This window comes from Streptomyces sp. NPDC127114 (assembly GCF_042677525.1).
Taxonomy (GTDB): Bacteria; Actinomycetota; Actinomycetes; order Streptomycetales; family Streptomycetaceae; genus Streptomyces.
Genome location: NZ_JBHXTJ010000019.1, coordinates 19,584 through 37,477, shown reverse-complemented (window position 1 = coordinate 37,477; position 17,894 = coordinate 19,584). Strand labels below are relative to the sequence as shown.

Below are 17,894 nucleotides of genomic sequence, written 5' to 3'. Positions count from 1 at the left end.
CGTGAACGTCGTGCCGACGGGGGCCATGGTGCTGAATACTGCCGTCATGGCCGGTCCGGTGCGGTGAGCTGGAGGGGACGGTCGCGTGAGCGAGATACCTGAGACGGCGAGCGGTGTCGTGTGGCAGAGCAGCCCGCCCGGGTCGATCTATGACTACATCCGGGTCGCCTCTTTCTCGATAGGCCCCGACGGGCTCGTCGACCAGTGGAGCAGACGGGCCGTCGAGCTCTTCGGCGTGACCGCCGAGGAGGCCAGGGGCAAGGATCCGGTCGACGCCTTCATGCCCGCCGACCTGCGCGAGCGGGGACACCACAGGGTCCGGGAGATCCTCGACGGCAAGGAGTGGACGGGCCTCGTCCCGTTCCGGATCCCCGGCGAGAACCGACCGCACGGCATCGCCGAGATCTACGTCATGCCCAGCGAGACCCAGACGGGCGAGCGGGCCGCGCTGTGCATCGTGGTCGACGTGCGCGCCCTGCGCCGCATCGAGACCGACCTCGCCGCCTCGCAGGCCATTTTCGGCCAATCGCCGTTCGGCTTCCTGCTCTTCGGCACGGACCTCACCGTGAAGCGGGCCAACCGCCGTTTCGCCACGGTCTTCGGCGGCTCCGCCGACGACCACCGCGGCCGGACCGTCCACGACTACCTGGCCAGGCCCGAGGCCGACCGGATGACCGCCGCGCTCCGCAAGGTCCTGGAGACCGGCGAGTCCGTCGCCGACCTCCAGATCGTCGGCGCCGCGCCCGGCTCCAGCGACCGCCGCCACTGGTCGGTCAACCTCTATCGCGTGCACAGCGGCTCGGGGCGCCCCATCGGCGTCGCCGGGCTCGGCATCGACGTCACCCGCCGGCAGAGCGCCGCCCGCGAGGCCGCCAGCGCCCGCCGCAACCTCGCCCTGCTCAACGAGGCCGGCGCCCGCATCGGCAACTCCCTCGACCTGGAGGCCACCGCCAGGGAACTCCTCGACGTCGCCGTGCCCGGCTTCTGCGACCTCGCCGCCGTCGACCTCTACCAGGGGCTGCTCACCGGCGACGAGGCCCCGCCGGGACGCTGGGGCAGCTCCCACGACGTCGGCTACGGCTCGGGCAGTGCCGAACTCCGCCGCGTGGCCGTCGCCAGCGCCGTTTCCCACACCCCCGTACGGGTCGGCAAACCGCGGCCGAGCGAGGACGACGAGCCCACCCGAAGCGCCGGACACGCCGCAGGCGCCGGAAGCGCCGGGCACGCCGGGTCCGCCGGGCACGCCGCGCCTGGCGGATCCGCCGGGCACCCCGGAACCGCCGCGCACTCCGGATCCGCCATGAGCACCGGTTCGGTCACCGCGACCGGCGAGCTCTGTTGCGACGAGAGCCCCATCGAGGTCGGCTCCGTCCACCGCTACGCCTTCAACTCGGCGTGCGCCGGAGCCCTGCGCACCGGCCGGGTGCGCACCGTGCCCGGCGCGGACGGCAGTCTCGTCCAGTCCACGCTCGTGGTGCCGATGGTCGCCCACGACACCGTCGTCGGTCTCGTCCAGTTCTCCCGGGCCAAGGGCAGCGAACCCTTTGGGGAACGCGACCGCGCACTCGCCGTCGAACTCGCCGCCCGCGCCGCCGTCTGCATCGACAACGCCCGCCTCTACCGCCGCGAGCACGAGCGCGCCCTCATCCTCCAGCGCAGCCTGCTGCCCCCGGGCGACCCGGAGGCCGCCGGACTCGACATCGCCTGCCGCTACCTCCCCGGCACCGTCGGCTCCGAGGTCGGCGGCGACTGGTTCGACGTCATCGAACTGCCCGGTCACCGCACCGCGCTCGTCATCGGCGACGTCATGGGCCGCGGCCTGCGCGCCGCCGTCGCCATGGGCGAACTCCGCACCGCCGTGCGCACCCTCGCCCAGCTCGACCTCGAACCCGCCGAGGTCCTCTCCCACCTCGACGAGATCGCCCGCGGCCTCGGCGCCCCGTCCGGGGCCCAGCAGTCCGCCCGCGCCCACAAGGCCCGCGGTCCCGAACTCTCCGAGGTCTACCTCGCCACCTGCGTCTACGCGGTCTACGACCCGGTGACCCGGCGCTGCACCTTCGCCAACGCGGGCCATCTCCCGCCCGTGCTCGTGGAACCGGGCGGCGAGGCCCTGCTCCTCGACGTGCCTCCCGGGATGCCGCTCGGCGTCGGCGGCGAGCCCTTCGAGGAGGTCCAGGTCGACCTGCCCGAGGGCGCGCTCCTCGCGCTCTACACCGACGGTCTCGTCGAGTCCCGCGACCATCCGCTCGACGAGGGGCTGAGCGCCTTCCGCAGCGCCCTGACCGACCCGGGCCGGCCGCTGGAGGACGTCTGCGACCACGTCCTGACCACCCTCGACACCCGCCATGGCGAGGACGACATCGCCCTGCTCATGGCCCGCATCCAGGGGCTCCCCAGCGAGGCGGTCGGCGACTGGCGGCTCCCCAGGGAACCCCGCTCGGTCGGCCGCGCCCGCGAGCTGGCCCGCGCCCAGCTCACCGCCTGGGAGCTCGAACCCCTCGTGGACACCGTGGAGCTGCTGGTCAGTGAGCTCGTCACCAACGCCCTGCGCTACGGCGAGGGCGAGATCAGGGTGCGGCTGCTGCGCGACCGCACCCTGGTCTGCGAGGTGTGGGACGCGGGTCTGGTCCAGCCTCGGCGCCGCCGGGCCAAGGACACCGACGAGGGCGGCCGCGGGCTGCAGCTGGTCGGACTGCTCAGCGCCGCCTGGGGCTCGCGCCGCACGCCGCGCGGCAAGACCGTGTGGTTCGAACTCGAGCTGCCGGACGGCGACGGCGCCGCCGAGCCCACCGTCGACCAGTTGCTCAGCATGTTCTGAGGCGTCGGTCAGGCGGCCTTGAGGGCGGCGAGCCGGGCCTCGATCTCCGCCTGGTCGCCGAGCGCGTCCAGCTGCTCGAACTGGGCGTCCAGCGAGGAGGCGGCGAGCTCCTGCCTGCCCAGGGCCTTCGCCTCCTCCCGGCGCACCTTGTCCTCGAAGCGGCTCAGCTCGCTCGTCGGGTCCATGAGGTCGACGCTCTGCACCGCGTCCGTCATCCGGTTCTGCGCCTGGGCGGACTTCGCCCGTGCGACCAGCTCGTCCCGCTTGGCCCGAAGCTCGCTCAGCTTCGCCTTCATCTGGTCCAGGCCGGACCTGAGCTTCGTCACGACCTCGGTCTGCGCGGCGATCGTCGGCTCGGCCGTCCGCGCCTCCTTCTCCGACTGGAGCTGCCGGCCCAGCGCGACCTTCGCCAGGTTGTCGAAGCGGTCCGCCTCCTCGGCCCGGCCGCCGGCCCGCAGCTCGTCCCCCTTGCGGCTGGCGGCCAGGGCCTTCTCGCCCCACTCCTTCGCCGCCTCCAGGTCCTCCTGGTGGTCCTGCTCCATCAGCCGCAGGTTGCCGATGGTCGAGGCGACCGCCTCCTCCGCCTCCGCGATGTTGTTCGCGTAGTCGCGGATCAGCTGGTCCAGCATCTTCTGCGGGTCCTCCGCCTGGTCCAGCAGCGCGTTGATGTTGGCCTTCGCGAGCTGGGCCACCCGGCCGAGGACGGTCTGCTTGCTCATGGTCGGACTCCTTGCGTGCACCACGTACGAGACGTACGAGACGGGTCGTGAGAGACAGGACGGCGTCAGAAGCGGCCGCCACCGCCCAGCCGGCCGCGCGTGCCACCGCCGCCGAAGCTGCCGGGCCCGCCGCCGAAGCCTCCGCCCCCGAAACCACCACCGAAACCGCCACCACCGTGACCACCCCCATGACCTCCGCCGAACAGTCCGCCGAGGATGATGCCGCCGAGCACGGCTCCTCCGAGCCCGCCGCCTCCGGCACCTCCCACTCCTGTTACACCGCCCAGGCCGTTCGGGTTCCCGTACGCCCGCACGTCCTGCTCCGCCAGCTCCTGCGCCCGGCGGGCGAGCGCGTCGGCCTGCTGCGCCTCGGCGAGCGCCGACGCCGGGTCCTCGTCGGCCAGCTGCCCGGCCCGGTCGAGCCGCCGCCGCGCCTCGGCCAGGCGGGTGCGGGCCTCGGCACCGACCGCGCCGCGGTGCGTCGTGACGTAGTCGGCGGCGGCGCCGATCGCGGACCGGGCCGTCAGCGTCGTCTGGTCCAGGAGCGCCCGGGCGCGCCGGTTGCCCGACTCGCGTTCCCGCGCGCCCTCCAGGGCCTCGTCGAGCGCGGTGTCGGCCTCCTCGACCCGGCGCAGCGCGTCGATCGGGTCGTAGCGGCCCGACTCCACCGTGGTCCGCACGGCGGCGAGCACCGACTCGGCCCGGCCGATCCGGCCCCGCAGGTCCGCCGTCGGCACGTCCTCGGCGGTGCCCTGGAGCAGCCCGCGGGCGTCGGCCAGGTCCGCCTCGGTCTCGGACAGCGCGCCGGACAGCTTGCCCACGGCCTCCGCGAGCTCCTGGGCCCGCCGGTCCACCGCCTCGATCAGCCGGGCCGCCTGGTCGACGGCGCCCTCGGCGGCCCGGATCTGCACGGCCGCGCCGCCGTTGTCGCCGCCGTCGATGAGCTGCCGGGCCTGGTTGATCGTGCCGGTGGCGAACACCAGGCGGTCCTTCGCCTGTTCGACGTCCCCGGACACCGGGGCCGCGGCGGCCTCGGTGTAGCGCTCGCGCATCGCCGTCAGCGCCGCCTCCGCGGTGCCGACCCGGCCGGTCTGCTCGCGGAACGCCTCCTCGACCGCGGCCAGGGCCTGCGGGGCGCTGCGCTCCAGGTCCCGCAGCCGGTCGAAGCCGGCGGACTCGGCGTCGAGGCGGGCGTTGGCGTCGGCGCAGCGCCGCAGGATCTCCTCCAGCATGGACCTGCGGGTCGCGTCGTCCTCGGGGACGGCGTCGTCGAGCTGCTGGCGCAGCCGGAACGCGGTCGTGAGCTCGCCCTCCGCGTACCGCAGGGCCTCGGTGAAGGGCGTCACCGCCTCCTCGCCGAACTGGGCGGTCGCGAAGCCCAGTTCCTCCTGACTGGTGCGCACCGCGTCGTCGGTGGCGACCAGCGCCTGGCGGGCCTTCCCGTCCAGCTCGTCGAGCGGAGGCAGCGGGGGCAGCCCCTTCGGTGCGCCCCAGCCGGTGCCTCCGGCGGCGGAACCCCAGCCCCCGCCGCCGGGCGTGGTGCGGGTGGCGGTCCTGCGGCGGCGTCGGGCGTACGTGTACGCGGCGAGGGCGCCCGCGCCGCCGACCAGGGCGACGGGCAGGATGAGGTCGGACGCGGAGGTCGAGTCCTCGGGCGCGGCGCCGCCGGGGTCGGCGGGGCCGGGGGTGATCGCGGGAGCGGGCACGGGCTGTCCGGCGAGCACGGCGGTGTAGCCGTCCGCGGCGCCGATGGCGGCGCCGGCCCAGTCGTTCTGCCGCAGGGCGGGTTCGATCGCGGTGCGTGCCACGTCGTCGAGCTGGGCCTGGGTGAAGCGCGAGTCCGGGTCGGCGGTGTAGCCGTACTGCCGGTCGTGGGTGGCGACGGCGAGGAGGACGTCGTCGTCGCCGAGTCCGTTCCGTTCGGCGGTGGCGTCGGCCCAGCTCTGTGACCCGCGGCCGGAGAAGTCCCGTACGTAGACGACGAAGAGCTGCACCCGCCGGGCGTCGTAGAGCCCGTCGAGGGCCTCCGCCACCTCGGCGCGGCGGTCGCCGAGCGCGCCCACCCGGTCGGTGATCTGCCCCTCGCGGGACAGGACGACGGGGTTGTCGGCGTGGGCGCCGTGCGAGCCGGGCACGATCAGCCACCACGCCGCCGTCAACGTCGACAGCAGGACTCGGGCGGCTATTCGCGTCACGAAAGTGAGGTTATGTCCGGGCTTGGGTGCCCGCGACCGGGCCGGGTCCGGACGGGAACGCGGCGGAACGGAATCCGGCGGTCCGTGCGGAAACCGTTCTCCACAGGCTCGCGTCACTGTCGGTAGCCATCGCTACGGTGGTTCCAGTGACACGACGACCCTCGGGGGGCCCAGGTGACCGGACGGTGGAAGCGCGCGTGGCGGCGGGGGCGCTGGTTCGCCCTCGGACTCGCCCTCGTGCTCGTGGTGCCCGTGCTGGCCGCGGGCACGGCGCTCCGGCTCAACTACACGGGGGAGCTCCGCGAGGACGCCAGGTCCCGCGGCAAGGACGCGATATGGCTGGGCCACGCGTGGGTCGACGGCCGGAAGAAGGACGCCGACCTCACCGCGTTCGCCGCGCGGATCAAGGGCACCGGCATCCGCGACCTGTACGTCCACGCGGGGCCGCTGGAGCATGACGGCACCCTGCCCGCCGAGCGCCATCCGCGGGCGGCCTGGCTGATCGGCGCCGTGCACCGCACCATGCCGGGCATACGGGTGCACGCGTGGCTGGGCGACGTCCTCGCCACCGAGGGGCCGAACGGACTGCGCCTGGAGGACGCCGGCTCGCGGGCCGCCGTGGTGACCTCGGCCCGCCAGGTCCTCGACGCGGGATTCGACGGCGTCCACTTCGACCTGGAGCCGCTGCACTCGGACGACGCCCACTACCTGTCCCTGCTCGACGACCTGCGGACGCTGACCCGCGCCCGCAAGGCGCCGCTGTCCGTCGCCGCGCACCAGATAGACCCGCTGCCGGCCGCCCACTCGGCCCTGGGGGCCGTCAGCGGCAGCGAGAAGTGGTGGTCGCAGGAGTTCTTCGGCCAGGTCGCCCGTCGCGTCGACCAGATAGCCGTCATGTCGTACGACACGTGGATGCCGCTGGAGGGCCTGTACGGCGGCTATGTCGCCCAGCAGACCAGCCTCGCCCTGGAGGTGACCCCCGAGGAGACCGATCTGCTCATGGGCCTGCCCTTCTTCCACGAGGACGACCTCGGCCACCACGAGTCGGCCGAGACCGTCGCCGCGGCCGTCCGCGGCGCCCGCCTGGGCCTCGGCCGCACCGACCCGGCCCGCGAGCGCTTCGGCCTCGCGCTGTACGTCGACTTCGCGGCGGAGGAGCGCGACTGGGCGGCCTACCGGGAGGGCTGGCACTGACCCGGGGCCGAACCGCTCCGGGCTCAGCCGCCGCTCCGGTCCCGGCTCAGCCGCCGCTCCGGCGCCGGATCTTGTCGCCCAGCCACACCAATGGGTCGTACTTGCGGTCCACGACCCGCTCCTTCATCGGGATCAGGGCGTTGTCCGTGATCTTGATGTTCTCCGGGCACACCTCGGTGCAGCACTTGGTGATGTTGCAGTAGCCGAGGCCGTGTTCGTCCTGGGCGGTGCGGCGGCGGTCCAGGCCGGTGTCCTCCGCCGCGTCGAGCGGGTGCATGTCGAGTTCGGCGATCCGCATGAGGAAGCGCGGGCCGGCGAAGACGGCCTTGTTCTCCTCGTGGTCGCGGACCACGTGACAGGTGTTCTGGCACAGGAAGCACTCGATGCACTTGCGGAACTCCTGCGAGCGGTCGACGTCCTCCTGCCGCATCCGGTACTCGCCGGGTGCGAGCCCGGCGGGCGGCACGAAGGCCGGGATCTCCCGTGCCTTCGCGTAGTTGAAGGAGACGTCCGTGACCAGGTCGCGGACGACCGGGAAGGCCCGCATCGGCGTGATCGTGACGGTCTCGTCCCGTGCGAAGACCGACATCCGGGTCATGCACAGCAGCCGCGGCCGCCCGTTGATCTCGGCCGAGCAGGAGCCGCACTTGCCGGCCTTGCAGTTCCAGCGGACGGCCAGGTCGGGCGCCTGGGTGGCCTGGAGGCGGTGGACGATGTCGAGCACCACCTCGCCGTCGTGGACCTCGACCGTGTAGTCGGTGAGTCCGCCGCCGTCGGCGTCACCCCGCCAGATCCGGAACCTCGCGTCGTACGTGCTCATGTGTCCCGCCTCATGACTCGAGCTCCTCCTCGGCCAGGTACTTCGCCAGTTCCTCCTTCTCGAACAGGGCGAGCAGGTCCGCCCTGATCGGTTCGGTGCGCACCCGCTCCAGCTCGATCCCGCCGTCGGCGACCGTCCGGCACAGCAGGTTCACCGGGCGCCAGGCCCGGTCCATCGACGGGCAGTCCTCGCGGGTGTGGCCGCCGCGCGACTCGGTGCGCTCCAGGGCCGCCCGGGCCACGCACTCGCTCACGAGCAGCATGTTGCGCAGGTCGAGGGCGAGGTGCCAGCCGGGGTTGAACTGCCGGTGGCCCTCGACGGAGACCCGTCGCGCCCGCTCGCGCAGCTTCGCGATCCGCTCCAGGGCCTCGGCCATCTCCCCTTCCCGCCGGATGATCCCGACGAGGTCGTTCATGGTCTGCTGGAGTTCCTGGTGGAGCGTGTACGGGTTCTCGGCGGCGTCGCCGAACGACTCGCCGTCGAACGGGGCCAGCGCCTCCGCCCGGGCCGCGGCGACCGCCTCCTCGCCGACCTCGTCGACGACGACCCCGGCCGCGTACTCGGCGGCGTGCAGCCCGGCCCGGCGCCCGAACACCAGAAGGTCGGAGAGGGAGTTGCCGCCGAGCCGGTTGGAGCCGTGCATGCCGCCCGCGACCTCACCGGCCGCGAAAAGCCCCGGAACGCCGGCCGTGGCCGCGGTCTCCGAGTCGACGGCGACGCCGCCCATCACGTAGTGGCAGGTCGGGCCGACCTCCATCGGCTCGGCCGTGATGTCGACGTCGGCGAGTTCCTTGAACTGGTGGTACATCGACGGCAGCCGCCGCCGGATGACGTCCGCCGGCATCCGGGTCGACACGTCGAGGAAGACCCCGCCGTGCGGGGAGCCGCGGCCCGCCTTGACCTCGGCGTTGATGGCCCGGGCCACCTCGTCGCGGGGCAGCAGCTCCGGCGGCCTGCGGTTGTTGTCCGGGTCCTCGTACCAGCGGTCGCCCTCCTCCTCCGACTGCGCGTACTTCTCCTTGAAGACCTCGGGGACGTAGTCGAACATGAAGCGCCTGCCCTCGGAGTTGCGCAGCACGCCGCCGTCGCCGCGCACCGACTCGGTGACGAGGATGCCCTTCACCGACGGCGGCCAGACCATCCCGGTCGGATGGAACTGCACGAACTCCATGTTCACCAGCGGCGCCCCGGCGAGCAGCGCGAGGGCGTGTCCGTCGCCCGTGTACTCCCAGGAGTTGGACGTCACCTTGAAGGACTTGCCGATGCCGCCGGTCGCGAGGACGACCGCGGGCGCCTGGAGCACGAAGAAGCGCCCGGACTCCCGCTCGTAGCAGAAGACGCCGGCGACCCGGCCGAAAGCGTCCTTGAGGACGCGGGTGACCGTGCACTCCTGGAAGACCTTGAGGCCGCTCTCGTAGTCGCCGGTCGCACGGAAGTCCTCCTGCTGGAGGGAGACGATCTTCTGCTGGAGCGTACGGATCAGCTCCAGGCCGGTGCGGTCGCCGACGTGCGCGAGCCGCGGGTACTCGTGACCGCCGAAGTTGCGCTGGGAGATCCGTCCGTCGGGCGTGCGGTCGAAGAGCGCGCCCCAGGTCTCCAGCTCCCACACACGTTCCGGGGCCTCCTGGGCGTGCAGCTCGGCCATGCGCCACTGGTTGAGGAACTTCCCGCCGCGCATGGTGTCGCGGAAGTGGATCTGCCAGGTGTCGTGCGGGTTGGCGTTGGCCATGGAGGCGGCGATGCCGCCCTCGGCCATCACCGTGTGCGCCTTGCCGAAGAGGGACTTGCAGATGACGGCGGTACGGGCGCCGCGCTGCCGTGCCTCGATCGCCGCGCGCAGGCCGGCGCCGCCGGCGCCGACCACGATCACGTCCCACTGCTGTCGTTCCACAGGACTCACCGGAGTCACAGGAGTCATCTCAGAAGAACCTCGGGTCGTCGAAGGCGCCGGTGGCGAGGAGGTACACGTACAGGTCGCACACGGCGACGCTGATCAGCGAGGACCAGGCGAGGAGCATGTGACGGCGGTTCAGCCGGCCCGCCCAGGTCCACAGCCGGTAGCGCACCGGGTGTTTCGAGAAGTGCCGCAGCCGGCCGCCGACGACGTGCCGGCAGGAGTGGCAGGACAGCGTGTACGCCCAGATGAGGACGATGTTGACGAGGAAGACCAGCGTTCCGAGGCCCGCGTGGCCCCACGCGTAGTGCTCGTCGCGGAAGGCCAGCACGGTGTCGTAGGTGAGGACGCCGGCGACCGGCAGGGCCAGGTAGAAGAAGTACCGGTGGATGTTCTGCAGGATCAGAGGGAAGCGCGTCTCGCCGCTGTACGCCCCGTGGGGTTCGGCCACCGCGCAGGCCGGCGGAGAGGCCCAGAAGCCGCGGTAGTAGGCCTTGCGGTAGTAGTAGCAGGTCAGCCGGAAGCCGAGCGGGAAGATCAGGATCAGCAGGGCGGGGGAGAGGGTCCACCAGCTGCCGAAGATCTCCCAGTTGGGGCCGCCGCGCATCGGTACGCAGTTCTCCGCGAGGCAGGGCGAGTAGAAGGGCGAGACGTAGGGCGCGGCGTAGTAGTCGGCGTTCGCGAAGGCCCGCCAGGTCGAGTACGCGACGAAGGCGAGCAGCCCCGCCGCGGTGCCGGCGGGCGCCAGCCACCAGCGGTCGGTGCGCAGATGGCGGGCGGCGAGGGAGGCGCGCCCCGGAGAGCGCACCCCCGTCGCCGCCGCAGGGGGTTCGGTACCTGTGGCCAACAGGGCCTCCTCGGCTCTACGGCGCGTGGCGGTCGCGTGCTCCCAGGCCCTCGTCGTCGATGTCCGTCCACTTCTGGGAGTCGTACGGGGTGTCGGGGATCGTCACCATGTTCTCGGCGCGCCCCTTGGTCGGCATTCCGGGTGTGCTCCGCTCCGCCCCGACGCGGCGTTCCAGTTCTTCGACCGTGTGTTCCAGGTCCTGCAGACGGCGCCTGACGGCCGCCAGATCGTCCTGAACGGACATGGTTGCCCTCACTTCCGCGAGCGCGGGTACACGCGAGTGTCGCGCGTCACATCCCGCTTGTGAAGCCGTGTGCACGTGATTCCACTCGTCCGGAGCGCCCCGGCGTGCGGGTGATTGGGCCGCACGAGTGGGGTTTGCCCGCCGTGCCGCCGTGTCGCCGTCGCCGGATCCGCTCCGTCCTTTTCAGTGTATGAGCAATAGGTGTGATCATCTCCAAATGGCAGGAAACTGGACGAAGGGGTACAAGTCATGTCCCAGGTCGGCGCCCCTCGCGGGAGGACATGCTCCAGGAGCCCCCGCTCCCGCACGCTCCGCTCCGTCGCCTCCCTCGGCAGCGCGGTCCTCGCCCTCGCCGTCCTCGCCGGATGCAGCTCCGGCGACAGCGGCGACGAGCCGCCCACCGCCGCCCAGGACAACGCGCCGGCCGCACGCGACCGGGTCGCCGACGGCGGGACCCTGCGCTGGGCCGTCGACGCGCTGCCCACCACGCTCAACGCCTTCCAGGCGGACGCCGACGGCGCCACCGCCCGGGTCGCCGGGGCCGTGCTCCCCGCCCTGCACACCCTCGACGAGCGCGGCCGGCCCCGGCTCAACCCGGACTTCCTGGAATCCGCGCAGGTCGTCGAGACCGAGCCCCGCCAGGTCGTCCTCTACAAGCTCAATCAGCAGGCGGTGTGGAGCAACGGCCGGGAGATCGGCGCACCGGACTTCGTCGCCCAGTGGCGCGCGCTCAGCGGCCGCGACACCGCGTACTGGACCGCACGCAACGCCGGCTACGAGCGGATCGAGAAGATCGAGCGCGGCAAGAACGACCTGGAGGTGCGGGTCACCTTCGCCAAGCCGTACGCCGACTGGCGCGCGCTCTTCACCCCGCTCTACCCGAAGGAGGTGATGGGCTCCCCGAACACCTTCAACGACGGCGCGCGCACCACGCTCAAGACCACAGCAGGACCGTTCCTTCTCAAGGCGATCGACCGCAAGGGCGGCAACGTCACCCTCGCCCGCAACCCCCGCTGGTGGGGCCAGAGCGCCAAGCTCGACAGCCTCGTCCTCACCGCCGTCCCGCGCGCCGACCGGGCCGGCGCGCTGGCCGCGGGCAAGCTGGACCTCGCCGAGATCGACCGGGCCACCGCCGAGCGGATCGCCCTCGCGGTACGGGACGCCCAGGCCGCCAGGAGCGGATCGCGGGGCGCGGTCGCCCACGGGCCCGGTGCCGGGATCACCCCCGCCGCGGCCCTCAGGTCCTGGGCGCTCGCGTACGGCTCCGACGAGGAGAAGGCCGGGGAGGTGCGGGCGGCCCGCGAGAAGAACCAGAAGGCCGTCTCCGCGTATGCCGCCGAACAGAAGGGCCTGGCGAAGTTCGTCGTCCGCAAGTCCCTGGAGCCCGCCTACACCCAGCTCTCCCTCAACGGAGAGTCGGGACCGCTCGCCGACGAGCGGGTGCGCCGGGCCGTGGCCCGCGCCATCGACCGCCAGGAGCTGGCCGAGACCGTGCTCAAGCCGCTCGGGCTGCCGGCCAGGCCGCCGGGCAGCCACCTCGCGCTCGCCGGGCAGGCCGCGTACGCCGACAGCAGCGACGCGCTCGGCGACCAGGACACCAAGGAGGCGCGGGCACTGCTCGCCGACGCGGGCTGGGTACCGGGCGGCGCACTGAAGAAGCCCCCGGCGGCGGGGACGAAGGCGGGCAGCGAGGCGGAGAAGAAGGCAGCCGAGAAGGCCGCGGAGACGGCGAAGCAGGACGCCGCGAAGAAGAAGGAGGACGCGGCGGCCTCCGACGAGGAGAAGTCGACCGAGGAGAAGTCGGCCGAGGAGAAGGCCGCGGAGAAGAAGGCGGCCGACGAGAAGGCGCGGAAGAAGGAGGCCGACGCCGCCTCCGACGAGGGCATGTACATCGTCGGCGACGACAAGCCCGGTGACCGCAGGATCAGCCCGCTGATCGGCGCCGGCGGGCCGGAGAACGGCACCAACATCCTCGCCCCGGCCCCCGTCGCCGCCTTCCAGAGCGCCGCCCTGCTCAGCCAGGCCGAGGCCCTCGACACCGGCTCCGGCACCGCCACCGGCACCCAGGCGCACTCCCGGCTCCAGGCCCACCCGGCCAAGCCGGTGGCCGGCGCCTACGCGCCGCGCGGCTCCGCCGCGCCGGCCGTGGCGGACGCGGCCGCGCAGGCGCTCGGCAAGGACGGCAAGCCGCTCAGCCTCCGCTTCGTGCTGCCCTCGGGGCCGGGCTCGGAGTCGCTGCGGGCGGTCGGCGACCGGATCGTCCGGATGCTCGACGCGGTCGGCATCCGCACCGAGGTGACGAAGGTCTCCGACGAGAGCTTCTTCAAGGACCACATCGCCTCCGGCGCGTACGACCTGGCCCTCTACTCCTGGCCCGCCACCGCCTTCCCGGCGACCGACGCCCGGCCGATCTACGCCAAGCCGGAGCCGGCCTCCGACGGCTCGCTGCTCGTCGAGCAGAACTACGCCCGGGTCGGCACCGACCGCATCGACCAGCTCTTCGACCAGGCGGCGAGCACCCTCGACGAGGAGGAGGCCCGTGACCTGGTCCGCCAGGCCGACGCCCGGATCTGGGCCGCGGCCGGTTCCATCCCGCTCTACCAGCGCCCCCAGCTGGTGGCGGCCAAGTCCGAGGTGGTGAACGCCGGAGCCTGGGGCTTCGCGGCCCCGCGCTACCAGGACATCGGCTTCAAGAAGCCGGAGACCGCGCAGGGCGCCGAGCGCAACAGGCGCTAGGCCGCCCCCGCGGCCGCCCGCCCGCGGCGGAATGCGGGGCTCCGCGGCCGCACGGGCCGCGCGCAAACCGCCCCATTACCCGAAAGCGGCCGAAACTCCAAGTCACAAGCTCAGAACCAGCTCAAGTTCCTTGCCCGCCGGTGATCCCGGCGGGCAGGATCGCGACGGCCCTTTGACCCGGTCGCATGATCTTCCCCACACCCTGAAATCTCCCAGTAGACCCTCTCGGATCCCTCCGGGGAAGCCCCTTGCACGGCAGCCCCGTACCATAGGACATAGCCGTGGCGCGTCCGCCCGGCGGGCGTAAGAGGAACTGACGCCGATTCCCACGATCCGAGAGAAGCGCAAGCCACCCATGCCCACGCGCCACGACATCCGTAACGTCGCCATCGTCGCCCACGTCGACCACGGCAAGACGACCATCGTCGACGCCATGCTCAAGCAGGCCGGTGCCTTCGCCGCCCACCAGCAGGTCGACGACCGAGTCATGGACTCGAACGACCTGGAGCGTGAGAAGGGCATCACGATCCTCGCCAAGAACACGGCGGTGAAGTACCACCCCAAGGACGGCGGGGCCCCGATCACGATCAACATCATCGACACCCCCGGCCACGCCGACTTCGGTGGCGAGGTCGAGCGCGGTCTGTCGATGGTGGACGCGGTCGTCCTGCTCGTCGACGCCTCCGAGGGCCCGCTTCCGCAGACCCGCTTCGTGCTGCGCAAGGCCCTCCAGCAGCGCAAGCCCGTCATCCTCTGCATCAACAAGACGGACCGCCCGGACTCCCGGATCGACGAGGTCGTCAACGAGACCTACGACCTCTTCCTCGACCTGGACGCCGACGAGGACCAGATCGAGTTCCCGATCGTCTACGCCTGCGGCCGTGACGGCATCGCTTCGCTGACCAAGCCGGAGGACGGCACCGTCCCGGCGGACTCCACCAACCTGGAGCCGTTCTTCTCCACGATCCTGGAGCACGTCCCGGCCCCGGCCTACGAGGAGGACGCGCCGCTCCAGGCCCACGTCACCAACCTCGACGCCGACAACTTCCTCGGCCGTATCGCGCTGCTCCGCGTCGAGCAGGGCGAGCTGCGCAAGGGCCAGACCGTGGCCTGGATCAAGCGCGACGGCTCGATCCAGAACGTCCGCATCACCGAGCTGATGATGACCGAGGCGCTCACCCGCAAGCCGGCCGAGGTGGCGGGCCCCGGTGACATCTGCGCCGTCGCCGGTATCCCCGACATCATGATCGGCGAGACCCTGGCCGACCCCGAGAACCCGGTCGCCCTCCCGCTCATCACGGTCGACGAGCCGGCCATCTCCATGGTCATCGGCACCAACACCTCCCCGCTGGTCGGCCGCGGCGGCACCGGCAAGGGCGCGGACGCCAAGGCCGCGGTCAAGGACCGCAAGGTCACCGCCCGTCAGGTGAAGGACCGCCTGGACCGCGAGCTGATCGGTAACGTCTCGCTGCGCGTCCTCGACACCGAGCGCCCGGACGCCTGGGAGGTGCAGGGCCGCGGCGAGCTGGCCCTGGCCATCCTGGTCGAGCAGATGCGCCGTGAGGGCTTCGAGCTCACCATCGGCAAGCCGCAGGTCGTCACCAAGGACGTCGACGGCAAGGTCCACGAGCCGGTCGAGCGCATGACGATCGACGTGCCCGAGGAGCACATGGGCGCCGTCACCCAGCTCATGGGCGTCCGCAAGGGCCGCATGGACAACATGTCGAACCACGGCTCCGGCTGGGTCCGCATGGAGTTCGTCGTCCCGTCCCGCGGCCTCATCGGCTTCCGCACGGAGTTCCTGACCCAGACCCGCGGCACGGGCATCGCCCACTCCATCCACGAGGGCCACGAGCCGTGGTTCGGCCCGCTCCAGACCCGTAACAACGGCTCCCTGGTCGCCGACCGCGCCGGCTCGGTCACCGCGTTCGCGATGACCAACCTGCAGGAGCGCGGCGTCCTCTTCGTGGACCCGGGCACCGAGGTCTACGAGGGCATGATCGTCGGCGAGAACTCGCGCTCCGACGACATGGACGTGAACATCACCAAGGAGAAGAAGCTGACGAACATGCGGTCGTCGTCGGCCGACTCGTTCGAGGCGATCGTCCCGCCGCGCAAGCTCTCCCTGGAGCAGTCCCTGGAGTTCTGCCGCGACGACGAGTGCGTCGAGGTGACCCCGGAGGCCGTCCGCATCCGCAAGGTCAACCTGGACCAGCGCGAGCGCGCCCGCGCCGCCTCCCGCGCCAAGAACGGCTGACGCACCGACAGCACACGCGTCGACAGCGGCTGACGCCGCACGCCGCCGGCCCCTACGGGGGTCGGCTGAGCGGAACATCACACTCCGGGTCCGGCCCCTCGTACGACGTGCGAGGGGCCGGACCCTTCTTCGTGCGATCGTCAACTTTTCGTCAACCTGATTTCGGAGGGGCGACGTCCGGATATCGGTCGTCGCTCTCCGGAACGTGTGTTAACGGTCCGTTTCGTCGGTGTCTGTCTGTGCTCGCTTTGTCCGGATTTCGGTCTTACGGCCCCTGCTGATGTTGTCAAACCGAGACCACTTAAGTGTGGTTTACAGCCCGGACGTACTTAATAGTTGGCTCCATTGAGCTCGGGTCAATGGGTCACGCACTGTGGGGAGTGCCGACTCACGAGCACACTCGGGGTACATGGGTGAAACGCCGTCAGGGGTGTCGGCAGCACCCGAAGTGCCCCTCTTGTAGTGACAAGTGGACTCATGAGGAGGAACTCCCATGCGCGGTGCCAAGAGCGCCAAGTGGGTAGCGGGCGCGATCGTCGTCGCCCTGGCAGCGACCGCCTGTGGCGGGGGCAAGAGCGACGGGGACAAGGGTGCCGCAGGCGCCGTCGACCCCAACGGCATCTTCTCGATGGACCTCGGTGAGCCGGAGAAGCCGCTGCTCACCGGTGACACGATGGAGTCCAACGGCGCCTCCGTCATGGCCGGCCTGTTCTCGACCCTGGTCGACTACAAGGCCGACGGTTCGCTCGAGATGATCAACGCCGAGTCGGTCACGACCACGGACTCCAAGACCTGGACCGTCAAGCTCAAGCCGGGCTGGACCTTCCACGACGGCACCCCGGTGACCGCCAAGTCCTACGTGGACGCGTGGAACTGGAACGCCAACATCGCGAACGCCCAGGGCCTCGCGTCCTGGTTCGCGGACATCAAGGGCTTCGAGAAGGTCCACCCCGAGGAGGAGGGCGCCAAGGCGACCGCCGACAAGCTCGAGGGCCTCAAGGTCGTTGACGACAACACGCTCACCATCGAGCTGAAGACGGCCGTTCCGTACTTCGCCCACAAGCTGGCCTACATCGTCTTCGCGCCGCTGCCGGAGTCCTTCTTCAAGGACCCGAAGGCCGCGGGCCAGTCGCCGGTCGGCAACGGTCCCTACAAGTTCAAGAGCTGGGACCACAAGAAGCAGATCGAGATCGTCCGCTACGACGGCTACAAGGGCCCGAACAAGGCGAAGAACGGCGGTGTGCTCTTCAAGAACTACACCACCGTCGAGGCCGCGTACGAGGACCTGAAGTCCGGCAACCTGGACGTCATCCGCCAGGTCGGCCCGAAGGACCTGCCGGTCTACCGCCAGGACCTCGGCGACCGCGCCGTGGACCAGCCGTACTCCGCGATCCAGACCATCGCCGTCGCCTTCTACGCCGACCAGTGGTCGAAGCCGAAGCCGGTCGACCCGAAGGTCATCCAGGGTCTGTCGATGGCGATCGACCGCGCCACCATCACCAAGACGGTGCTGAACGGCACCCGTGAGCCCGCGACGGGCTGGGTGGCCAAGGGCGTCCTGGGCTTCCAGGAGAACGCGGCGGGCGACGTCACCAAGTTCGACCCGGCCAAGGCCAAGGAGCTCATCAAGGCCGGCGGCGGCGTCCCGAACAACAAGATCTTCATCCAGTACAACGCCGACTCCGGTCACAAGGAGTGGGTGGAGGCCGTCTGCAACTCCATCCAGCAGGCGACCAGTGTCCAGTGCGTGGGCGACGGCAAGCCGGACTTCCAGGCCGACCTGACTGCTCGTAAGAACAAGCAGGTCAAGTCGTTCTACCGCTCCGGCTGGGTGCTCGACTACCCGGTGAACGCCAACTTCATCTCCGACCTGTTCCGTACGGGTGCGGGTGGCAACCAGGGTGGCTTCTCCAACAAGGAGCTGGACGCGAAGATCGCGGCCGCCGACTCGGCCAAGACCCTCGACGAGTCGGTGAAGGCGTACCAGGCCATCGAGAAGGACCTGGTCAACTACATGCCGTCGATCCCGATGTGGTACTACAAGGTCAACGCGGGCTACTCCGAGAAGGTGACCGGCGTGCAGTTCGGCCAGGACGGTGACCCGATCCTGACCGGCGTCGAGGTCCACAAGTAAACCCACAAGCGTAGTCCGCATGCCGTGAGGGGAGCC

11 protein-coding genes are annotated in these 17,894 nt (G+C 71.4%); 5 read left to right on the top strand and 6 right to left on the bottom strand.

What is annotated here, in order from left to right:
* Positions 1 to 85 precede the first annotated feature (85 nt).
* On the top strand, positions 86 to 2,818 hold the full coding sequence (locus ACFVGS_RS20275) for a SpoIIE family protein phosphatase (RefSeq protein WP_385693236.1): 2,733 nt from the start codon (positions 86 to 88) through the stop codon (positions 2,816 to 2,818).
* Between the two features lie 8 nt (positions 2,819 to 2,826).
* Here the strand turns inward: ACFVGS_RS20275 and ACFVGS_RS20270 are convergent, their stop codons facing one another.
* Complete coding sequence (locus tag ACFVGS_RS20270; RefSeq protein WP_384420082.1) at positions 2,827 to 3,537, bottom strand: PspA/IM30 family protein; 711 nt, start codon at positions 3,535 to 3,537, stop codon at positions 2,827 to 2,829.
* Positions 3,538 to 3,602: 65 nt separating this feature from the next.
* Complete coding sequence (locus tag ACFVGS_RS20265) at positions 3,603 to 5,732, bottom strand: TPM domain-containing protein (protein ID WP_385693235.1); 2,130 nt, start codon at positions 5,730 to 5,732, stop codon at positions 3,603 to 3,605.
* Positions 5,733 to 5,906: 174 nt separating this feature from the next.
* Between ACFVGS_RS20265 and ACFVGS_RS20260 the strand changes: the two genes are divergently transcribed.
* Positions 5,907 to 6,926, top strand: coding sequence for a hypothetical protein (locus tag ACFVGS_RS20260; RefSeq protein ID WP_384420088.1), 1,020 nt, complete (start codon positions 5,907 to 5,909; stop codon positions 6,924 to 6,926).
* A gap of 46 nt (positions 6,927 to 6,972) precedes the next feature.
* Here ACFVGS_RS20260 and ACFVGS_RS20255 read toward each other — a convergent pair whose 3' ends face one another.
* The 4 genes from ACFVGS_RS20255 to ACFVGS_RS20240 are packed head-to-tail and all read right to left on the bottom strand — an operon-like array spanning position 6,973 to position 10,731.
* Complete coding sequence (locus ACFVGS_RS20255; RefSeq protein ID WP_384420091.1) at positions 6,973 to 7,746, bottom strand: succinate dehydrogenase/fumarate reductase iron-sulfur subunit; 774 nt, start codon at positions 7,744 to 7,746, stop codon at positions 6,973 to 6,975.
* A 10-nt stretch (positions 7,747 to 7,756) separates the two neighbouring features.
* Positions 7,757 to 9,646, bottom strand: coding sequence for a fumarate reductase/succinate dehydrogenase flavoprotein subunit (locus tag ACFVGS_RS20250; protein ID WP_385693285.1), 1,890 nt, complete (start codon positions 9,644 to 9,646; stop codon positions 7,757 to 7,759).
* Between the two features lie 19 nt (positions 9,647 to 9,665).
* Positions 9,666 to 10,487, bottom strand: a complete 822-nt coding sequence (locus ACFVGS_RS20245) for a hypothetical protein (protein ID WP_384420093.1) — start codon at positions 10,485 to 10,487, stop codon at positions 9,666 to 9,668.
* A 16-nt stretch (positions 10,488 to 10,503) separates the two neighbouring features.
* Positions 10,504 to 10,731, bottom strand: coding sequence for a hypothetical protein (locus ACFVGS_RS20240; RefSeq protein ID WP_384420095.1), 228 nt, complete (start codon positions 10,729 to 10,731; stop codon positions 10,504 to 10,506).
* A 249-nt stretch (positions 10,732 to 10,980) separates the two neighbouring features.
* Here ACFVGS_RS20240 and ACFVGS_RS20235 point away from each other — a divergent pair, with 249 nt between their 5' ends.
* The 3 genes from ACFVGS_RS20235 (at position 10,981) to ACFVGS_RS20225 (ending at position 17,858) form a co-directional block, all read left to right on the top strand.
* A complete protein-coding gene (locus ACFVGS_RS20235; protein ID WP_385693234.1) occupies positions 10,981 to 13,467 on the top strand; it encodes an ABC transporter family substrate-binding protein in 2,487 nt (828 codons plus the stop codon).
* A gap of 355 nt (positions 13,468 to 13,822) precedes the next feature.
* A complete protein-coding gene (gene typA / locus ACFVGS_RS20230) occupies positions 13,823 to 15,724 on the top strand; it encodes a translational GTPase TypA (protein WP_384420101.1) in 1,902 nt (633 codons plus the stop codon).
* 493 nt (positions 15,725 to 16,217) lie between these two features.
* A complete protein-coding gene (locus ACFVGS_RS20225; protein WP_384420104.1) occupies positions 16,218 to 17,858 on the top strand; it encodes an ABC transporter substrate-binding protein in 1,641 nt (546 codons plus the stop codon).
* Positions 17,859 to 17,894: the final 36 nt, after the last annotated feature.

Excerpts from the sequence above, each read along its gene's own strand:
- ACFVGS_RS20270 (WP_384420082.1), bottom strand. The coding sequence starts at position 3,537 with ATGAGCAAGCAGACCGTCCTCGGCCGGGTGGCCCAGCTCGCGAAGGCC.
- ACFVGS_RS20255 (WP_384420091.1), bottom strand. The coding sequence starts at position 7,746 with ATGAGCACGTACGACGCGAGGTTCCGGATCTGGCGGGGTGACGCCGAC.
- ACFVGS_RS20240 (WP_384420095.1), bottom strand. The coding sequence starts at position 10,731 with ATGTCCGTTCAGGACGATCTGGCGGCCGTCAGGCGCCGTCTGCAGGAC.
- ACFVGS_RS20235 (WP_385693234.1), top strand. The coding sequence starts at position 10,981 with ATGTCCCAGGTCGGCGCCCCTCGCGGGAGGACATGCTCCAGGAGCCCC.
- typA (WP_384420101.1), top strand. The coding sequence starts at position 13,823 with ATGCCCACGCGCCACGACATCCGTAACGTCGCCATCGTCGCCCACGTC.
- ACFVGS_RS20225 (WP_384420104.1), top strand. The coding sequence starts at position 16,218 with ATGCGCGGTGCCAAGAGCGCCAAGTGGGTAGCGGGCGCGATCGTCGTC.